Consider the following 17,497-nt stretch of genomic DNA (forward strand, 5'->3'; position numbering starts at 1 on the left):
TTTTTTCACGCATTGAAGAAAAACCAAATTAATCCCACGATAAAGAAAAGCAACGAGATGCTTCCTAATATGGGCGGGAGATACTTCATATTGGTCACCTACTTTTATGATAGTTCAATCACCGTTACACCAGATCCACCTTCGCCTTGGCTTCCGAGACGCATGCTTTTAATATTACGATGGCTACGAAGAAAATCCTGTATACCAGCACGTAATGCACCTGTGCCTTTACCGTGAATCAGGCTTACTTGTTTATATCCTGCCAATATGGCATCATCTACATATTTATCAATATCACCGATCGCTTCTTCGACAAGCTTTCCACGTAAGTCGAGCTCTGGTCTTACATGCTCCTTGGAACGAGTAATGGAGGTTAGCCCTTTCGCTTTTTTCTTTGTTTGCGGCTTAGATGCTTTTTTCTCCAAATCATGCCGATTTACTTTTGTCTTTAAAAAGCCAATCTGAACTTGAAAGACGTGATCGCTTTGCTTTGAAACGATTGTTCCCGTCTGACCAAGCGACAAGACCAACACTTCATCTCCCACGTCGATTTGATCATGGGTCTTTCCTCTTCTTTGCTTCTGCGGTAGCTCCAGTTCAGGCACAGCTGCTTCTAATCGTTTCTTCGCTTCAGTCAACTGATGCTCTTTTAACTGATCCGGACGTTCTTTAGCCCACTGACGGAGTTGTTTCAATAAATCTTCAGATTCACGTGTCGCTTCATTTACGATTTGACGGGCCTCTTGTCTCGCTTTTTCTTTTAACTTCGCTTTTTCTTCATCCCATGCTTCTACTTTGGCCATCCATTCTTGATAATGTTTTTCAGTTTCTTCACGTAAGCGCGTGGCTTCCTGTCGATCTACTTCTGCCTGCTTTCGATCAGTAGCGAGTAGCGTAATCATATCTTCTAAGCGGTTTTCATCGGAAGATAATTGTTGTTTAGCCGCTTGAATGATCCATTCTGGTAATCCCAGGCGATTGGAAATGGCAAAAGCCTTACTTTTTCCTGGTACCCCGACCAATAGCCGATAAGTAGGGCTTAAAGTTTCCACATCAAATTCGACGCTTGCATTAAGGGCTTGTGGATGAGAGTGAGCAAATAATTTTAGTTCACTATAGTGTGTAGTGGCAATAACTGTGCTACCTTGTCCCATTATTTCTTCTAAAATGGCGATGGCAAGTGCCGCTCCCTCTGTGGGATCTGTTCCGGCTCCTAGTTCATCTAAGAGTACGAGGCTATGCCCTTCTACCGCTTTTAGAATACGTATAATATTAGTTAAGTGACCTGAAAATGTACTTAAACTTTGCTCAATACTTTGTTCGTCCCCAATATCAGCATATATCCCAGCAAAAACAGGCATCAAACTCTCTTCTTCTGCTGGAATCGGAAATCCACACTGTGTCATGAGTGCCAGTAATCCAATCGTTTTAAGCGTAACTGTTTTTCCACCTGTATTAGGCCCCGTAATGATAAGTGCATGTTGTTCATCGTTTAATTCAATGCTAGTGGGCACGACTTCATCAGCAGGAATTAAAGGATGTCTTGCTTGCTTTAAGCGTAAGGTACGATTGGATGTCAGTACAGGACAAACCGCTTTCGCTACATATGCATAGCGTGCTTTAGCAAATATAAAATCAACATGAGCCAAAATACTTAAATTTTGCATCAGCCCATCTGCTACCTCTGCAACTTGTCCCGTCAAAATGGATAAGATACGTTCTACTTCTCTTTCCTCTTCCAATTCTTTTTCGCGTAGGCGGTTATTAAGTTGAACAACTGCTTCTGGTTCTATGAATAAAGTGGCGCCGGACGCTGATTGGTCATGAACGAGTCCACCGAAAGCAGAACGATACTCTTGCTTAACAGGAATAACATAACGATCATAACGCTGTGTGATAATAGCCTCTTGCATCATTTTCTGGTAATTGGAATTGCGTAAGATTTGCTGTAGGGTTTGGTTCACTTGTTGTCGATATTGGGCGATCGCTCGCCTTACTTTGGCGAGTGCTGGACTAGCTTGATCTACGACAAATCCTTGCTCATCAATACTGACTGTTAGACTCTCCTCTAGATGATCGAGGCTTTCGATTCCTTCAGTTAAGGAACGAAGCAAAGGAAGTTCAGCCACCTCAATTTCAACTTGCCTGACGGTCGATTTCACCCTGCGACCAGCAGAAATTGTACTGGAAACCTCCAATAGCTCGGTCTCAGATAATATCCCACCAATCGTCGACCGCTTAACCTGTGGGAGAACATTACGAATGCCACCTAATGACATCTCCCCTTTTAAACGCAAGAAGTCGATTCCTTCTTGTGTAGCTTGTAGGCGTTCTTTTACTTCTATATATGTAGACGAAGGCGTGATTTCTTCCACTTTTTCTTTTCCAAGCAAAGTAGAAGCTTGTTCTTTTAATAAATCTTTTACTTGATTAAACTCAAGCGGATTTAACATCCAATGCTCCACATCGATTCTCCTCTATCTTGATCTTTGAGGTGGTTTCAGACCTCCACCCGATTCCCCGATGTTTCAGCCTTGACTGAAACGAGTTCACTTCATCTATCTCTCAGTATAACACGACATCTTTCACGTAAAAAATTTCTTTTGGGTTAGAATAATATCAACTATATGGTAACGAAGGATGCGATCACCGTGTTTATATTTAAGCTACTCTTTCGCTTTTGCGGCGTAGTCTTATCGATCGAGGTTTTAAAACCGATCATTCCCAACATGAAAAGCACACCTCTCACGACTATTTTAGCTGCGTTGTTTATTATGCTACTAGGTGCTTCGATCGAGTTGATTAGTGGGGGCTCTCTCTCTCCTTTTGCACGTGCGATCATTGGCACATTTAGCTCTGCTTTCACCTTTTGGCTCTATGCATTTTTTAGTGCTACGCTTGATATTCCTTTATTCGCTATCGCATTTCTCGCCATTTGGATTGGCTTGTTTGACTTATTTGCACCTACTGGAGCTCGCTATGCAAAACCTTAGAGAAAAGGCTCTTCCACTGAATTGAGTCAGAAGAAGAGCCTTTACCTTATTTCATGAAAATATGTTTCCCAATCGTTTTAATTTGGGGACGGCTCCAGATCCATTTAGAAGTAGCACGATCTGGGTTAAAGTAGTAGACCGCTCCTTCGGCTGGATCCCATCCATTTAATGCATCCATCACTGCTTTACGAGCGGTATCATTAGGAGGCAAGTTTATTTGCCCGTCTGCTACTGCTTCAAACGCTAGTGGCTGATAAATGATCCCCGAAATCGTATTAGGAAATTGCTGACTTTCTAACCGATTTAAGATTACAGCTGCAATCGCAACTTGTCCAACATATGGTTCTCCTCGTCCTTCCGCATACACGGCCTGTGCCAGTAGCTGGATATCAGCTTGACTCATGCCAGCTGATGACTTCGGTACAGGAGGCTTATTCGTCTTGGGCGAGGATGGGGTCGCTTTTGGAGGTGCATATTTCGTCGTTGCCGCTTTCAGTTTCGACAATGTTTTTGCACCCACGATACCATCAATTTTCAATCCAAACTCGTACTGGAACAATCGTACAGCCTTCTGTGTCCGATCACCAAACTGGCCATCAATCTTACCTGTGAAAAAACCTAAGTATTTCAGTCGCCCTTGAATATCATACACATTCCCACCTGAATCTCCTCTTTTTATCTTGGGCGAGGGGAACCTTTTCTCAATCTTAGATGGATGGTAATCGTTCGTCGCTTTTCTTAACTTTTTCCAAGTCTCATTTCCTACAATACCGTCAATCGGTAATCCAAATTCATATTGGAATAGACGTACGGCTTTATAAGTTCTATCTCTAAATTTCCCATCTACATCTCCCGTGTAAAACCCTAAGTATTTCAACCTCCCTTGTAAATCCCATACATCTCCACCTGTCGATCCTTTTTCGAGATGGATTTTCGTATAAGCGTACTCAGGATTCATTGCTGAGATTACCTTTCCTTCACCAACTACAATAAATCCCACGATTGTGATGAGAGTCAAGGTAATATACCAATAGCGCATATGCATCATGATTCAACCCTTTCCAGGTTGGAATTATGATGTTATTATGTGAAGATCCAATTGATCTATGCATGTTCAAGTGGAAAAATATGAACAGCATGTGTATGCTTTGCATTCATGTGAGATTCCACATAGGATTGTACTTGCGTGAGCTCTATTTTCTCTACCGTAGGAATAAGGGACTCAAAATCATATCCTTTTACCTGATAGGCAGCGGTGTGCAAACTAAAGCGACGTAAAACATCTCGCTCCTGAAAAAAATAACTAATCACTTCTTTTTTTCCATCCACTAATTCTGCTTGTGTCACACCCCTATGCCTCACCCGCTCTATATATTTTTCGAAGTGATCATAAAACGTCTCAAGATCAAATACGTATCCAGCTATGGTTCCGTATCCATATGCCAGATGCTGTCGATAATCGTAATGAAAATTTTGTGCAAACCATTCATCAGCAATTCCTCGCTGCACAAAGGATGTATGCTTGCCAAATAGTGTCGCTAATGTAACTTGGGCTACACACATCTGTTCAAAAGTTACGTTTTGCTCACGATATCCCCACCGTATAAACGGTACGGGTACAGGTAAATGTAACACGGTCGGAGACACCTTTTTTGATGTAGAGGCGGATTCCATACAAATCGAGTATGAGGTTTGATGCTCTGTCTTTGATACACCAAGGGATTCTAATGTCTGCATCATGATAGACGCTTCGATATCTCCCACGATCAGTAATTGCATATGTTCCGGCTGATAAAAAGTGTGGTAGGCATGCTCGAGTTGATGGCGCTGTATCTGTTTCACACTTTCTGTCGTACCCGCAATATCAACAGATAGTGGGTGCATGCTCCCATACATCCCTTCCGTCCACTGCTGCATCGATATCGTAGCGAAATCTTCTTGAAATAAGTCGATTTCCGATTGAATCACTTGACGTTCTTTTTCAACCAGTGCATCGCTAAAGGCGAGATTCGTTAAGCCCTTAACTAAAAAAGAGAGATGCTGTTGAACGGAGTCCGTACAAGCCAATTCATAAATCGTCATATCATGCGTTGTAAGTGCCGATGCTTCTGCACCACTTGAAAGCACATGGGTGTTCATCCCCGAAGCTTCAAAGACAAGATGTTCTAAGAAATGTGCGAGTCCCGCAGGGGTTTTTATGTCATCTGTAGTGGCGGTGGATCGAAAAGTCCGATGGACAGAACCAAAAGGGACAACCATCGTGAGAACGGTATGCTTATACCCTTTCTTAGGGATAAAAGACACACGTAATCCATTATCTAAGCGAAATGTTTTGGTCGCCATCATGATCCGCCCCCTTCCTTTCCACTCAAATGATATATGGTGTGAAGATTCAAATTTTTAAAAATTTCTAACATGTCTTCCTGGTTACAATGAAGCAAAATTTCTTCATATGAAGTATCTAGTGAATCGATACCCGTTATATAATGGTTACGCGCAATAGCCAACCACTTATCTGGCAAATCATATCCCATTGCTAAGTAATGCATTGTTTTCCCTTTTGCAAAATGCCATTCTTGTTCTGAAAATTCCCCTGCTTGTATGGACTCCACATGTTTAAGGATTAAATCTGTGACGTTTTGTCGCTTTTCATCCGGTACACTCGTCTTGATGAGCACGATTTGATGCAACAAATCTAATTCTACAAAGATATAATAAACAAGCCCTTCTTCACGACGTAAAACTCGATTTAATCGTTGATTCAACATCGATGTAACCAAAAACAACAAGGGATAGTTTTGATCGCATAATGGACGCGTCAAATTTAATCCTAAGATAAGCCGTGTCTGTTTGATCGGCATCTGTTCATAAATGACTTGCGGTGTTGTTTGTTTTTTGACTGGTTTATGTAGCGCAATCGCTTTTACACGGCGCATGTTTCGGGACGTTTCAAGCACTTCGCTCTGTACCTGCCCAATCCTTTGAAACAAGACAGGTGTAGCGTGAACAAGCTTTTGCTGTAATTGATATAAAGATTGCGAAGTAACGCCTTCTAACGATGTCAACTGATCCGCTTTCTTCTGGTTTACGAAACCTGTCATATAAGCCATACATCGATTTTTAGCATATTGTGTCAGATTGTGGGTAGGCGCATCACTTGTATATCGAAGGATTTGCTTTTCCTCCTCGATCTCATGCTCATGTAACACAGGCGCAAAAAATAGATCGAGCAATACATTTCCGATCTCATGCTGATCCACTGGGGTTGTATACGAATGTGGAAATGAAACCCAACCTGTATATGAGCGGATATTTTCTCCTATCTGGTCATAATACGTTTGGAGCGGGGTACAATAGTGATGAACTAGTTTTCGTTGCACCGCAAGGGGGGAGGGATATTGCTTACTTCCTTTTTTCAAGACGGCACAAAGTAACTTAAATAGGGTTTCATCATATTGCGTTACATCACAAAAAGCAGTTACGGCAAAATAGTTACTCTCAAACTTACTCGTTTCGATCGTTTGCAGATCAACCCCTATCATATCTGCCCCACACCTGCTTCCAATTCATACAAGGTTCCGGTCTTTAAATTTATTCCCAGTTGCATCTCCCCTGGTACATATTTACTAAACCAATCAATATGGGTTTGTGAAGGTGTTTCTGAGAGGGATGCGTGCCATTTCACAATACGCATGTGATGACGATCCCACAAACGCCACTGTTCCGGTTGTTTGCGAACCGCTTCCCGAAAAACCGCATATACACGTTCACAAGATGATGATAGATTATCCGTCATTTGAATCGGCTTATGAAATTTTATGCGCGCGTTCCCTTCAGGGGTAAGAGACATGACAACCGGGCAAGCTTTTGCGCCAGTTTGTTGTAATATACGAAAGATCCCACTTCTCGTCTGCATCTCTGACGATAAAAACGGTAATGAAATGGGATTATTGTCCGTATTGTAACCGCTAAATCCATCTAAATATAGAGAAAAGGCACCTTTGTTTTTCAAAATCTTATATAATTGTAGCCCAATCATTTGTTGTTCGGAATTGATTAGTTGAACGCCTGCTCGCTGCCGAATTTGATCCCAATAAGAAAAAGACTTTTCTTGCTTAAAGGCCGTCCCATCTACTACTTGATAAAATGGACTTCGATTTTTTTTTGTGTGTAAGGCCTCTACGATCACTTCCATGATATGACGAACAAAGCCATAGTGCCAGGTTAAAAAGACGCCACCATCGGTCAATATTTCATCCACATACTCATGGCCTTCAATCTCATCCCAACCCGTATAAAGCTCAGGTTGTTCACGTAGACGATCAACTACTTTTAAAAAAGCAAGATGATCCAGCCATATGTCTTCAATTGATTTATCTGGATTAATAGGTAATAGCTCTTGCGTAATATTCATCAGTGCATAAAAATATCCCAAATAAATGCCTGACTCTTTTTGTGGTGGAATGGTCTCATATACTTCTGCACGACACGCTTCATACAACGCTTGATATCCCATCCTTCTCTCTCCTCCTATCCAGATACTACTTCTTTACTTGGAACACTTGATTCAGATGGTCTAAAATATCGTTTTCGAATCACGTAATATCCATAAGACACGCCACTTAGACCGAATACATTCACCCCAGCAAAACTCCAATAAAAAAGGTTCAGATCATTTGTCCGCTGGGTGAAGATAAAGCCTATTATGATAATTGATGCGAAATAGAGAATATTCATAACAAGAGCTTGGTATCCCTTACCGATTTGCTCCAGTATCATCAGCGTCGTTAAAATCGGGCCCACGATAAAATAGGTCGGAGACACGATTGTAAAAAAATCGATCGCAACCGCTTGCGATGATTGGTTTTGAATTAAAGCTGTAATAAATGGAACTCGTCCAAAGAAAAGCAAAACAGAAAATCCTAGATAAAGCGCAAATGAATAAAATAGCCCTACCCGATACGCGTTATAAACACGTATGTGTTGCTTGGCACCCGCATTTTGATTCATTAAGATACTCGTTGCTGAGCCGAGTAATATACTAGGTAAAATACAAAGGGTATGCAAACGATAAGCAGCACCAAACCCTGCAACTGCATCACTTCCAAACGGGCTTACAATCTTGGTGTAAAAAAAGGTACTCACAAAAATCACACAATAAGATATAAAAATCGGAATACCAACAAATCTAAGCTTTTGTATCCCCTGCTGGAGAAAGGTGCTCGGTAAAAATGAAAGCTTTTGCAGTTTCACATTTTCATACCGTTGTACATAGACCAAACCCACGATGAGCACACCTACTGTACTAATGAACATTGCGTAGATCAAACTATACACACCTAGCTTAAGAAAGGAGACACTAATAAAGAGGACAATCACATGGGTAATGGCCATGGCCATCGTCAAATAGGCCGATATTTTCACCTTACCTATTCCTCGCAAATAGGCACTAATCATACAAGTAAATAGTAGAAAAAAATGGGTAACAACCATACCGGCTATCAATAGCCACAGTGAAGTGCGCAAAGATTGTGGCACCTGTAAAAAGTCGTACATAAACGGTATAAAAAGTAAGACCATGCCACCTATAAGCACTGTCGCAATGAAACTGTATGCCCAATAATTTCGTAAATAAGTAGGCAGATTTTTTACATTGCCTTTTCCTTTTTCAGTAGCTACGGTCACTTGCATCGATATTTGCAACGCTTCAATTAAAGCGACAAATAAGAGTGAAATCGGAATATAAAGTGAAAATAAATATAAAGCATCGGCTGCTGCCTGATCCATAAAATACAATTGGGCAAGTTGCATAAAAATATTGACTGATGACGCTAAGAACATGGGTAAAAACGTTTTAAATAAAAGAGGGGTTACTTTTCCTTCTAGGTAATTAAGTGTTGACATAGACCTGCTTCCCTTCAATTTGTTCAGCTTGAATAACTGGCATATCTTGTACCGTTAAGATGACATAAGATAATGAATGGAGTCGGTCAAACGAAATCATGGCGATTTGTTTATCTATGAGATCCGGATTTTGTTTACATAGCTCAGCTAATGTGACCCATACATCACCACTTCGAAAATCGACCGTAGCATGTTCCGATCTTGTATAACAAAGCGGATGAGAAAAGCCAGGAATCGCATTTTGCACGATAATATAATCAAGTGCCGGGTTTTCTTGCGCGATTTGCTCACAAACGGAAGTCACATATTGAGCTAGATCTCCACTCGGGATGGTAAGACACGTAACAGAATGAATGCGTATGGCTCCATCTCCTTTACTTACCTCTAATGCCACCGAAGCATCGGCGTATCTGACAAACTGAGGGGTATCGTTTAAGGGAGCTATAAATTGATATTCCGTCATTACCATGATCCCAAGCCGATTGTGATCTAGCGATATCTGCATCAAATCTAGTCCAGTAAGGCCTGCCACTTCGCCTAGATGGGTAAGACCAAAATACTTCTCTGGATAAACGCCCCCCTTTACCATTGTGTTTGCCAATGTCGGGTTGAGTGCTTTGTAATCAGGAATGGTTTGAGCAAGGATCAGACATTGATACTTCTGATCCTGATCTCGTCGCTTTTGGAGCGCATGTATCACTTTAGCTGACAGATCATAATGAAAAAGCTGTTGATCTCCTTGAAAAATGCTTACAACTTCTCTTTTGCTCCACTCCTTTTGCTTATAGTGCTTCTCTAGCAGTAAGTGATAATCGAGATCATAGTTCTCATTGGGCGTATCTGATTGCACATAGGCTGTTTGCGCAACCGTCACAGTTGCTATCGTGTTTACACTACACATAAAATTGCGACTAGACATGTGCCATCTTCCTATTCATATAATTTTGGAAAATGTTCAATTTTTGAATATTGGTGGTACCCTCCATATATTCACACGCCCGGGCATCACGATACCATTTATTTAGATAAGGATGCTCAAAAAATGCGCCTGCTCCCATCCAACCCAAAGCTTCTGCTGTGATCGATTCCGCTAACCGAACCGCTTTCACTTTACCAATTGAGGCCAAATGACCTTGATTGGGATCATGATCAAGGGCTTCAGCCCCTTGACGAATCACTGCACGTACAGCCTGTAATTCCTGTTCGAAATAAGATAATCTTGTTTTTTCACTTTCACTAAATTGCTTCCGATGGGCCATCACATAATCATAGGTAGCTTGTGCAATTCCAAGTGCGGCTGCTGCTACACCTGGACGCATCCGATTAAACGTTTGAATCGCTCCCCACAATCCCCTGCGCGTAGGCTTCAGATGATGACCGATAATGGCATCGTCATGCACAGCACATTGGTCAAATTTTAAGTGGCTTAACATCGCCCCTTTTAATCCCAAGGCATTGAGCGGATTCGCCTGAAATCCTACTGCATCTTTTTCGATCCATACAATTTCGATACCAAGTGGTCCCGAGGTTTTACGTGTAAATACGAGACCAAAGTCAGCTCTGGTTCCATTGCCGATCAAATATTTTTCACCATTTAAAGTATTGTGAGTCATGTGCGTCTCAATCGCTGTAGCATCTGAGCCTTTGTTTCGCTCTGATAAGGCAAAAAAGGTCCAAGTAGGTTTTTCTAATAATCGTGTATAATATTTCTCTTGTTGCGCTTTACTACCGAGATCATACATCACAATCCCCGACAATGACGCACCTGGACATGCCAGTACGACGCCCATATCTCCATAAGCTAACTGCTCAAAAGCGATAACCCGCTCTAAACAGGTAATACCATAAAATTTCTCCTTAGTTGACGTCACAATCGGTTCATTATTATAAGCTTCTGGTATGATCTGTTTGGAAAAAATACGTATTTCATCTAAGTGTAAATATTGATTAATTGCAGCCGGATTTTGGTCAATCTCTAAACCCAGCTTACGAAATGTTTGAGCAAACGACTTCGCCGTCTCCTCTAGTTCTCGTAAAGCACGGTCTGAATACAAGATCATCACCCCTTCGTAGCGATTTCAAATTGCGTAGCAGTAGGAGAAGTATGTCTCCGCATATCAAACAAGTTTTGTAACAAATCAGAAGCATAGCCCCATTCTGCTGTACCTTCTTCGATATATCCATGCCCGCCCATAACCGACATCAATTCTTTTCGGGTACGATGTGTCTCATCATGAAGAAACGACAGGAATGCTGGAGTTAAAGATTTTTGGTGATAGGCATAGCTACTCATTACGGTTTGAAAACGGACTAAAAACTCAGCAAATGATGATTTAACCATCTGATGGGACAATGTGCTTTCTCCATAAGAGCTTCGACTTGCGAGATGATCATGGCTTAATTTTAATATTTTAAGTGCAATACCCAGTTGCAGGAAAAGCAGACCTTCTTGATAATTAGCCCAATCTTCATCATCTGCGACATGCTCAGTCATTCGAAAAACAGAGACACCTAAACGCGCTAAAATAGGGTCACTTACGCTTTCTGTTTGTAAATCATGAAAAAGATACATATCCCCTGCTACTTTGACAAGCAAGTAGGGATCATCTGCTACTGCATGAGGCACTAAAATAAAGTGGCGATTTGCGAGCATAATGGGATCCTTCTGATTCCATTTCATCAAATGACTTAGTGCAACGCCCAAATCTTCAGTTTTGGCAAGTTGCATCAACCGGATTACCGAATCCATATGAACCCTCCAATCAATATTCAAATAAGGCACTACCTACAAAGCAACCAAGACCTACCGCAATCATCAAATAGGTATCGCCTTTGTTTAATCGTTGCTTCTCCATACAATCATGCAAAACCAGCTGAGAATCTGTCGTGTAGGTATGCCCCAACTGTGGAATCAAATCCATGACCACCCGTTCAAGCGGAAAATCATACTGCTGACAAAATGTTCTCCATGTCGTACGATTTACATTATGCGGTAAGATATAATCCACATCGTCTAGTTTCCGGTTCGCTTTAGCCAGCGTTTTTTGAATACCAGAAAAAATATTGGTTTGATACTGTTCATTAAAAAAACGAACCTGTTGGTCATCTTCGTATATCCCCTCAGAAAAGCGGTCATCGAAATGGGTAGAGCAAGCCAATAAACGATTTGTCTCAGCCGATTTGGAAAATAATACTGCGGTAGCCGCATCCCCAATCAGTAATGAACGCATCACATAGCGCGCCTTGGGATATAGATTAGTCTGATCACCACATAGTAGTAACACTTGCCTAGCCTCTGTTTGATCCATATAATCTTGAATCAGTTGCATAGAAGCAAATGGAGAAGCGCAGTTTAGCTGTGCAACTCCGTATCGTCGTATGTTTTCTAATCCGAATGGCTGGAGAACTTTATAAAGCAAATCATGCTGGTAGGGTACTTGTGTAAGTAAAGCATGGGAATATAAAATTAGGTCTACTTGATCTAGTGTTACATGTTGCTTTAAATCCGCTACAGCTAAGCGAATCGTTTCTTCTAACGGTTGATCCTCATCTACAATTGGGGTTTGGTGGAGATGATGCATACGCTTTAACATTTTCACTTCAGAACGCTTTTTGTCAGCCGTAGATACTAGATTTACGAGTTCTTCAGCTTGTTGCATACGCTCTGGGATATAGACACCTATGCCTGTAATTCCGATATTCATCCACACACCTCGCCCTCTTCCGCTTGAATCCAAACCCCCAACAGAAATTGTCTTTTTTGATCATAATGACATAGTAACGTGTAGGGTTTGTGTGCATGGTCACACCATGCTTTTAAAGGCGGTACCACAAGATCTTGATCAGGTAGTAACACCTGCTCTACTTGGGGATCTGCAAGCCGATCACTTGAATGGTTGATGACCAATAGATCTTGTTTAGCAATATGAAGTTTTTTTCGCTGGGCATCAATCCAGTCCTCTAATGAAAGACCGCCGTATTCTTTGAAGGAAACCGTATCAACTTGAATCACTTTGGGTTTATGATCAGTTTCTTGATCCAACAACATCACAAAACCAGTGTCTTGCACATCAGTCTGATGAATGACAGGTTCATAATTGGGAAGCGTAAATTGATCCAACAACAGGAGAACCGCTTTACGCTTTCCATGGTGATGCATATATTGACGAATCACTTTAAGCGCTGTATACGGTGTACCCCCACCACGATCTGAAATAGCAAATCCAGTCGCCTGTTTGAGATCAAATTGATAAATTAACCGATTAACAACTGCTTCCCAGATATTAATATCAGGTGTACAGTGCCCCAACACAAGTAGGTCTACGTCTTGTAGATCATGGTCCGTTTGTAATCGTGATAATAATACTTCTCCCATATGACTAAAGGTATTTTGTGCGCCTTGTTTTAGATATTGTTCATCAAATTCTTTGTCATATAAACCAAGCAATGTTTGATGAAAGTCTACGATACGTGCATCATGTTCATAACTGCGTTCTCGCCCGTAAGTGTGTAAGCGATGATCTAGAATGCTTAAACTAACCGACATGATCTCTCACATCTTCAAGTTGTGCGTCAATATATATCGCTAAAGATTCTACGGTTTCAAAATGCTGTGGTTCTAGTGTCTCAGGATCAACTGATAACCCGTCAATCTCATCCTCTAGCACCATCAGTAATTCCAACACCGATGTGGAATCAAGGGATAACTCATCAAATAAGGTAGTTGAAGGTTTAATATTGTCGGCGTTTTCTACATTAAGTACCTCAACCAAAGCTTTTTTAATACTTTCGATAATAGCGGTCATTTTTAAATCTCTCCTTGTGTCATCGTGTATTTTGCTCTCCATGCATTTTCACCTAGCCGCTCCACCGAAGCCTTACGGCGCTCTCCAAGTTCCCTATTGGTCAAACCCTTCAGGTTTAGGCTACGCTAAGAAAAGGCGGGGAGGCACTTCCTCGTTTTAGTAAACTCATACTACTGTCTGGATGCGATCTTCTCTGAAAAAGCATGTAGATGTTGTTTTTCAAGTAAATCTTCCACCTGATCTCTCTCTCGTATCAGATAAGTCTCTTGTTGATGCACCAACACCTCCGCTGGATAGCCATGACTTAAGAACAATACAGGAGATGCTGTAGGTCCATATGCCCCAGAGTGAAAGATACCGAGTAAATCTCCTACTTCAACTGGTGGTAGCTTCACTTTCTTCCCTAATTGATCGTTAGGTGTACAGAGTGGCCCTGTAATATGGTAAGCAACTTGATCTTCACCTTCTATATCGCTCAATTGCCGAATCGGAAAATTTCGTTTTACAAAAGAGCCAATCCCGACTGCTGCCATATGACAATTGGTTCCACCATCTGCTACTAAAAACGGTTCACCAAACGATTCTTTGATATATTTCACCTGAGTGACCAAAATACCAGATCGTCCAGCCAGATAACGCCCTAATTCCATGATAAGTCGAATATGGGGATTGGCTTCACGAAACAGATGAATAACAGGATTTAATAAGTCCGCTAATCGATCTACATTCAACTTTTGCTCTCCCTCAAAGTAAGGAACACCTAGACCTCCACCGATATCCACCATCTCAAGGGGTACTCCTAGCTGATCTTGAAAACGTTCCGCTAGTTGGAAGATGTGACTGGTATTTTGTACGATCACTTCTTCATCTAAAATTCGCGTTCCCATATAAACATGCATGCCCATCACCCGAACATGAGACAGTGCTTTAATCTCATTTAACTGCGCAAATACAGTCTCTTCATCGATTCCAAACTGCCGTGGCTTCCCTCCCATCGTTAAGCGCGAGCCTTTAACGGAAAACGAAGGATTAATCCGGATAGCTACATCAACCGTCACGCCTAGTTCAAGCGCCAAGCTTTGAATCTGCTGTAATTCTTGAATAGATTCACACACAATCGCATAGATTTTATTTTCAATACAAGCACGTAGCTCGGTCTCGTTTTTACCTGGTCCGAGGAAAATAATATTTTGTGGATCCGTTCCTGCTTGTAAAACCGTTTGGAGTTCCACTAAGGAGGACACCTCAGCGCGTGCTCCTAAACGTTTTAAATAATGGTAAATGGAGATATTGGGATTCGCCTTTAAAGAATAAAAAAATTCAAGGTAAGGGGGTAATTTTCTTCTCAATTGCGTATAATCTTCTGTTAATATGTCCCCATCATATACATACAGAGGAGTTCCAAACTCTGCGGCTATATGACTGATTGGTATGCCTTGCACCTTATACTCCTTGCGCATATTGATCCTCCTCTAGCAACTGTTTTAATTGATAGCTAATCTCTTCATCGAGACGTTTTAATTCCTCCACGTTCTCAGCTATGATCATGCCATAAAGGCGACCTGAGAAAGGCTTACCTTCTTCAATATAGGCTGCATTCACCGTTGCAAAATTACAGATAAGAAATCCTTTACCCGAAGTGACTTGATATAAATATGTGCTAAGATAAGCTGCTATTTTTTGATAAGATAATGCATACTTCAATTTGAGCGGATACTGCTTCACTAGCGCAACTTGCTCTGCTGTCATCCGTTCTTCCTGAATTCTAGTTTGATAGGTAGACATATTAAATCGCGCATTAATCTCTAAATTAGGCCATATCTTATTTTGCTGATCTAAAATGGCATCGACACCGACAATACCAAAGTAGCCATCCTTATATAACGCCTCACCGATTTGCTTGGAAATCACTGCAAGAGCTGTCACTTGCTCCGCGGTCAAGCGAGATGGAATGAGATGCCCTTGATGTACACCATTATGTGTAAGTGCTTCTTTAACAAAGTGGAAGTGAACTTGTCCATCTCGTGAGATCAGGAATTGATAGTTTAGATCACACACCTTATCAATCCATTCTTCTAAAACAAAGGCTACTTTTTGATTCCCATTTGCTTTCTTACTACGATTTTCTAACAATTTAAGGGTCTGCATAAAACGTCGTTCACTCTCTATGATCACAATCCCTTTTCCCGAAACCCCTAATGCATCTTTTAAAACAAGCTTACGATTATCTGCAAGCAGTGGCTTCAACTCATTAAAAGCTTGTTTTAATGAATCGATTGACTCACAATTAATCCCCCTAATTTGCGCTAAACCTAACTGCTCATTTAATTGACGTGAGTAAATCTTACTATTCACTTTTTTAAACACGCTACTACTAGGTGTTGCTAATGGAATCCCTGTTACTTCGGCTAACTTTTCTTCCGCTTCTGATACACCAAAAGGTAGAAAGAAGACCCGTTCTTTTGTTCCTAACTCTCGTAGTTTGCTAAGCGTCTCTTCATCTTCTAGTAGATTTTCAGTAATCGTCTGCTCAGGATTATTCTGCGTTAATACAATGCGATGAGGAATGGAAAAATGATGATCCCGCAGTGCCTGTAAGTAATCCGGATCAATTGCATCTTTCAGCACAATATAGTCAGAAGATGATGCTAAGAAGATCCCCATCTCTTCCATCCGATTCACAATGGTCTTACCGGATCCCAGTGTGAGCTGAGGCAATTTGATCAAGTGATCATCCGACCAAGATTCCTCTACTTCAAAATTATTCAAGTAAATAAATTTAACACGCTGATCCTGAACAAGTGCATCCTTTAGTTCCGCTTCAAAGCCCATACTCCACCTCCTAATGTTTCATAACAGAAACAGCAAATGTTGCTCCAAGACCTACTGATACCATTAAATATAAATCTCCTTTTTGCAAAAGATTTTGCCTCACCATATCTTGATAATTAATAAAGGGGTCTGCACCAAAGCAATGCCCTAACCGCGATACATTTTCGAGGTAGATTCGTGATAGCGGAAAATCAAATTGTTTGGCAAACTGCTTCCAAGAGGATTGATTTACATTATGTGGGATGATCCAAGCCACGTCCTTTTTTGCTTTATCTACCTGGTGCAGAGCTTCCTCAACAGTTTCAATTAAGGTCGATGTGTACTTCTCTTCGAAATCTTTGGCATCGGCAGGCGAAATTTGAATACCTGCTGCATATTTACCCATGATTTTGCGATGAACCGTTAACACTTCATCTTGCTCTCCATTTTTGCCAACTACAACAGCGGCAGATGCCTCTCCCATAATCGTTGTATTCGGAATAAGCTGACATGTAGGATGAAATGCTTTCTCACCGATGAGAATGAGCGCTTGATCATCATTGTTTGGATCGCTAGCCAACAACGAATCAGCTACCTCCATCGCGATTAATCCTGAAGAACAGTGTTGTTGGGTTAATGAAAAATAAAGTGCGTGGTCCAACTCAAACGAGCTGAGTACCTCTTCTAATACATTATGAGGATACGGTGCTACAAGAGGTGAAGTGTGACAAAAGATAATATATTTAATTTGCTTCAACTCGACCTGATTCTGATCCATTAATTGATGAATGGCAATCTGGAGCATTTCTTTTAGTTCGTGTTCGGAATCCATACAAATTTGATTTAAACCATGTACCTTCTCAAACAGCTTAACTTGATAATTCTTCAAGCCTAAGTTAGATTGGAGTGACTGAATAGACATTCTGTTTTTCGGAACATGTGCGTATACTTTATCGATATAAACCATGAAATTGACCTCCATCT

Annotated in this window: 16 protein-coding genes and 1 pseudogene; 1 reads left to right on the forward strand and 16 read right to left on the reverse strand. The window is 41.1% G+C overall.

Annotation, left to right across the window (positions count from 1 at the left end; translation table 11 throughout):
* Positions 1-104: 104 nt before the first annotated feature.
* Complete coding sequence (locus IC619_RS02925) at positions 105-2,465, reverse strand: endonuclease MutS2 (protein WP_191138636.1); 2,361 nt, start codon at positions 2,463-2,465, stop codon at positions 105-107.
* A gap of 186 nt (positions 2,466-2,651) precedes the next feature.
* Here IC619_RS02925 and IC619_RS02930 point away from each other — a divergent pair, with 186 nt between their 5' ends.
* On the forward strand, positions 2,652-2,993 hold the full coding sequence (locus IC619_RS02930) for a hypothetical protein (RefSeq protein ID WP_191138637.1): 342 nt from the start codon (positions 2,652-2,654) through the stop codon (positions 2,991-2,993).
* Positions 2,994-3,039: 46 nt separating this feature from the next.
* On the opposite strand, the gene sleB is transcribed toward IC619_RS02930, so the two are convergent.
* The 15 genes and pseudogenes from sleB to IC619_RS03000 all read right to left on the reverse strand — a co-directional run bounded on the left by sleB (position 3,040) and on the right by IC619_RS03000 (position 17,480).
* A complete protein-coding gene (gene sleB, locus IC619_RS02935; RefSeq protein ID WP_347239758.1) occupies positions 3,040-3,699 on the reverse strand; it encodes a spore cortex-lytic enzyme in 660 nt (219 codons plus the stop codon).
* Between the two features lie 45 nt (positions 3,700-3,744).
* Positions 3,745-4,041, reverse strand: a pseudogene (locus IC619_RS16685) (peptidoglycan-binding domain-containing protein); the annotation flags it as partial.
* A gap of 56 nt (positions 4,042-4,097) precedes the next feature.
* Complete coding sequence (locus IC619_RS02940) at positions 4,098-5,339, reverse strand: M16 family metallopeptidase (protein WP_191138638.1); 1,242 nt, start codon at positions 5,337-5,339, stop codon at positions 4,098-4,100.
* Positions 5,336-6,535: an insulinase family protein gene (locus tag IC619_RS02945; protein WP_191138639.1), complete on the reverse strand. Its 1,200-nt coding sequence runs from the start codon at positions 6,533-6,535 to the stop codon at positions 5,336-5,338. The genes IC619_RS02940 and IC619_RS02945 overlap by 4 nt, the downstream gene beginning before the upstream one ends.
* The gene (locus IC619_RS02950) at positions 6,532-7,509 is read right to left on the reverse strand and encodes an LpxL/LpxP family acyltransferase (RefSeq protein ID WP_191138640.1); all 978 of its coding nucleotides are present in this window, start codon (positions 7,507-7,509) and stop codon (positions 6,532-6,534) included. Before IC619_RS02950 ends, IC619_RS02945 begins: the two co-directional genes overlap by 4 nt.
* Before the next feature lie 14 nt (positions 7,510-7,523).
* The gene (locus tag IC619_RS02955) at positions 7,524-8,897 is read right to left on the reverse strand and encodes an MATE family efflux transporter (protein ID WP_191138641.1); all 1,374 of its coding nucleotides are present in this window, start codon (positions 8,895-8,897) and stop codon (positions 7,524-7,526) included.
* The gene (locus IC619_RS02960; RefSeq protein WP_191138642.1) at positions 8,884-9,816 is read right to left on the reverse strand and encodes a hypothetical protein; all 933 of its coding nucleotides are present in this window, start codon (positions 9,814-9,816) and stop codon (positions 8,884-8,886) included. The genes IC619_RS02955 and IC619_RS02960 overlap by 14 nt, the downstream gene beginning before the upstream one ends.
* Positions 9,809-10,951: an acyl-CoA dehydrogenase family protein gene (locus IC619_RS02965; protein WP_191138643.1), complete on the reverse strand. Its 1,143-nt coding sequence runs from the start codon at positions 10,949-10,951 to the stop codon at positions 9,809-9,811. Before IC619_RS02965 ends, IC619_RS02960 begins: the two co-directional genes overlap by 8 nt.
* Positions 10,952-10,956: 5 nt before the next feature.
* Positions 10,957-11,646: a hypothetical protein gene (locus tag IC619_RS02970; RefSeq protein WP_191138644.1), complete on the reverse strand. Its 690-nt coding sequence runs from the start codon at positions 11,644-11,646 to the stop codon at positions 10,957-10,959.
* 13 nt (positions 11,647-11,659) lie between these two features.
* Positions 11,660-12,601 (reverse strand): ketoacyl-ACP synthase III family protein, encoded by a 942-nt coding sequence (locus IC619_RS02975; protein ID WP_191138645.1) that lies wholly within the window; start codon positions 12,599-12,601, stop codon positions 11,660-11,662.
* Positions 12,598-13,443, reverse strand: a complete 846-nt coding sequence (locus IC619_RS02980) for a hypothetical protein (RefSeq protein ID WP_191138646.1) — start codon at positions 13,441-13,443, stop codon at positions 12,598-12,600. The genes IC619_RS02975 and IC619_RS02980 overlap by 4 nt, the downstream gene beginning before the upstream one ends.
* Positions 13,433-13,702, reverse strand: coding sequence for an acyl carrier protein (locus IC619_RS02985; protein WP_191138647.1), 270 nt, complete (start codon positions 13,700-13,702; stop codon positions 13,433-13,435). The genes IC619_RS02980 and IC619_RS02985 overlap by 11 nt, the downstream gene beginning before the upstream one ends.
* A 170-nt stretch (positions 13,703-13,872) precedes the next feature.
* Positions 13,873-15,162, reverse strand: a complete 1,290-nt coding sequence (gene lysA / locus IC619_RS02990; protein WP_191138648.1) for a diaminopimelate decarboxylase — start codon at positions 15,160-15,162, stop codon at positions 13,873-13,875.
* A complete protein-coding gene (locus IC619_RS02995) occupies positions 15,146-16,534 on the reverse strand; it encodes a preATP grasp domain-containing protein (RefSeq protein WP_191138649.1) in 1,389 nt (462 codons plus the stop codon). The genes lysA and IC619_RS02995 overlap by 17 nt, the downstream gene beginning before the upstream one ends.
* Before the next feature lie 10 nt (positions 16,535-16,544).
* Positions 16,545-17,480, reverse strand: a complete 936-nt coding sequence (locus IC619_RS03000; protein WP_191138650.1) for a 3-oxoacyl-[acyl-carrier-protein] synthase III C-terminal domain-containing protein — start codon at positions 17,478-17,480, stop codon at positions 16,545-16,547.
* Positions 17,481-17,497: the final 17 nt, after the last annotated feature.

The organism is Polycladospora coralii, from assembly GCF_014773435.2.
Lineage (GTDB): Bacteria > Bacillota > Bacilli > Thermoactinomycetales > Thermoactinomycetaceae > Polycladospora > Polycladospora coralii.

Coding starts and splice junctions, on each gene's coding strand:
- IC619_RS02940 (WP_191138638.1), bottom strand. CDS start 5,339: ATGATGGCGACCAAAACATTTCGCTTAGATAATGGATTACGTGTGTCT.
- IC619_RS02945 (WP_191138639.1), bottom strand. CDS start 6,535: ATGATAGGGGTTGATCTGCAAACGATCGAAACGAGTAAGTTTGAGAGT.
- IC619_RS02950 (WP_191138640.1), bottom strand. CDS start 7,509: ATGGGATATCAAGCGTTGTATGAAGCGTGTCGTGCAGAAGTATATGAG.
- IC619_RS02955 (WP_191138641.1), bottom strand. CDS start 8,897: ATGTCAACACTTAATTACCTAGAAGGAAAAGTAACCCCTCTTTTATTT.
- IC619_RS02960 (WP_191138642.1), bottom strand. CDS start 9,816: ATGTCTAGTCGCAATTTTATGTGTAGTGTAAACACGATAGCAACTGTG.
- IC619_RS02970 (WP_191138644.1), bottom strand. CDS start 11,646: ATGGATTCGGTAATCCGGTTGATGCAACTTGCCAAAACTGAAGATTTG.
- IC619_RS02975 (WP_191138645.1), bottom strand. CDS start 12,601: ATGAATATCGGAATTACAGGCATAGGTGTCTATATCCCAGAGCGTATG.
- IC619_RS02980 (WP_191138646.1), bottom strand. CDS start 13,443: ATGTCGGTTAGTTTAAGCATTCTAGATCATCGCTTACACACTTACGGG.
- IC619_RS02985 (WP_191138647.1), bottom strand. CDS start 13,702: ATGACCGCTATTATCGAAAGTATTAAAAAAGCTTTGGTTGAGGTACTT.
- lysA (WP_191138648.1), bottom strand. CDS start 15,162: ATGCGCAAGGAGTATAAGGTGCAAGGCATACCAATCAGTCATATAGCC.
- IC619_RS02995 (WP_191138649.1), bottom strand. CDS start 16,534: ATGGGCTTTGAAGCGGAACTAAAGGATGCACTTGTTCAGGATCAGCGT.
- IC619_RS03000 (WP_191138650.1), bottom strand. CDS start 17,480: ATGGTTTATATCGATAAAGTATACGCACATGTTCCGAAAAACAGAATG.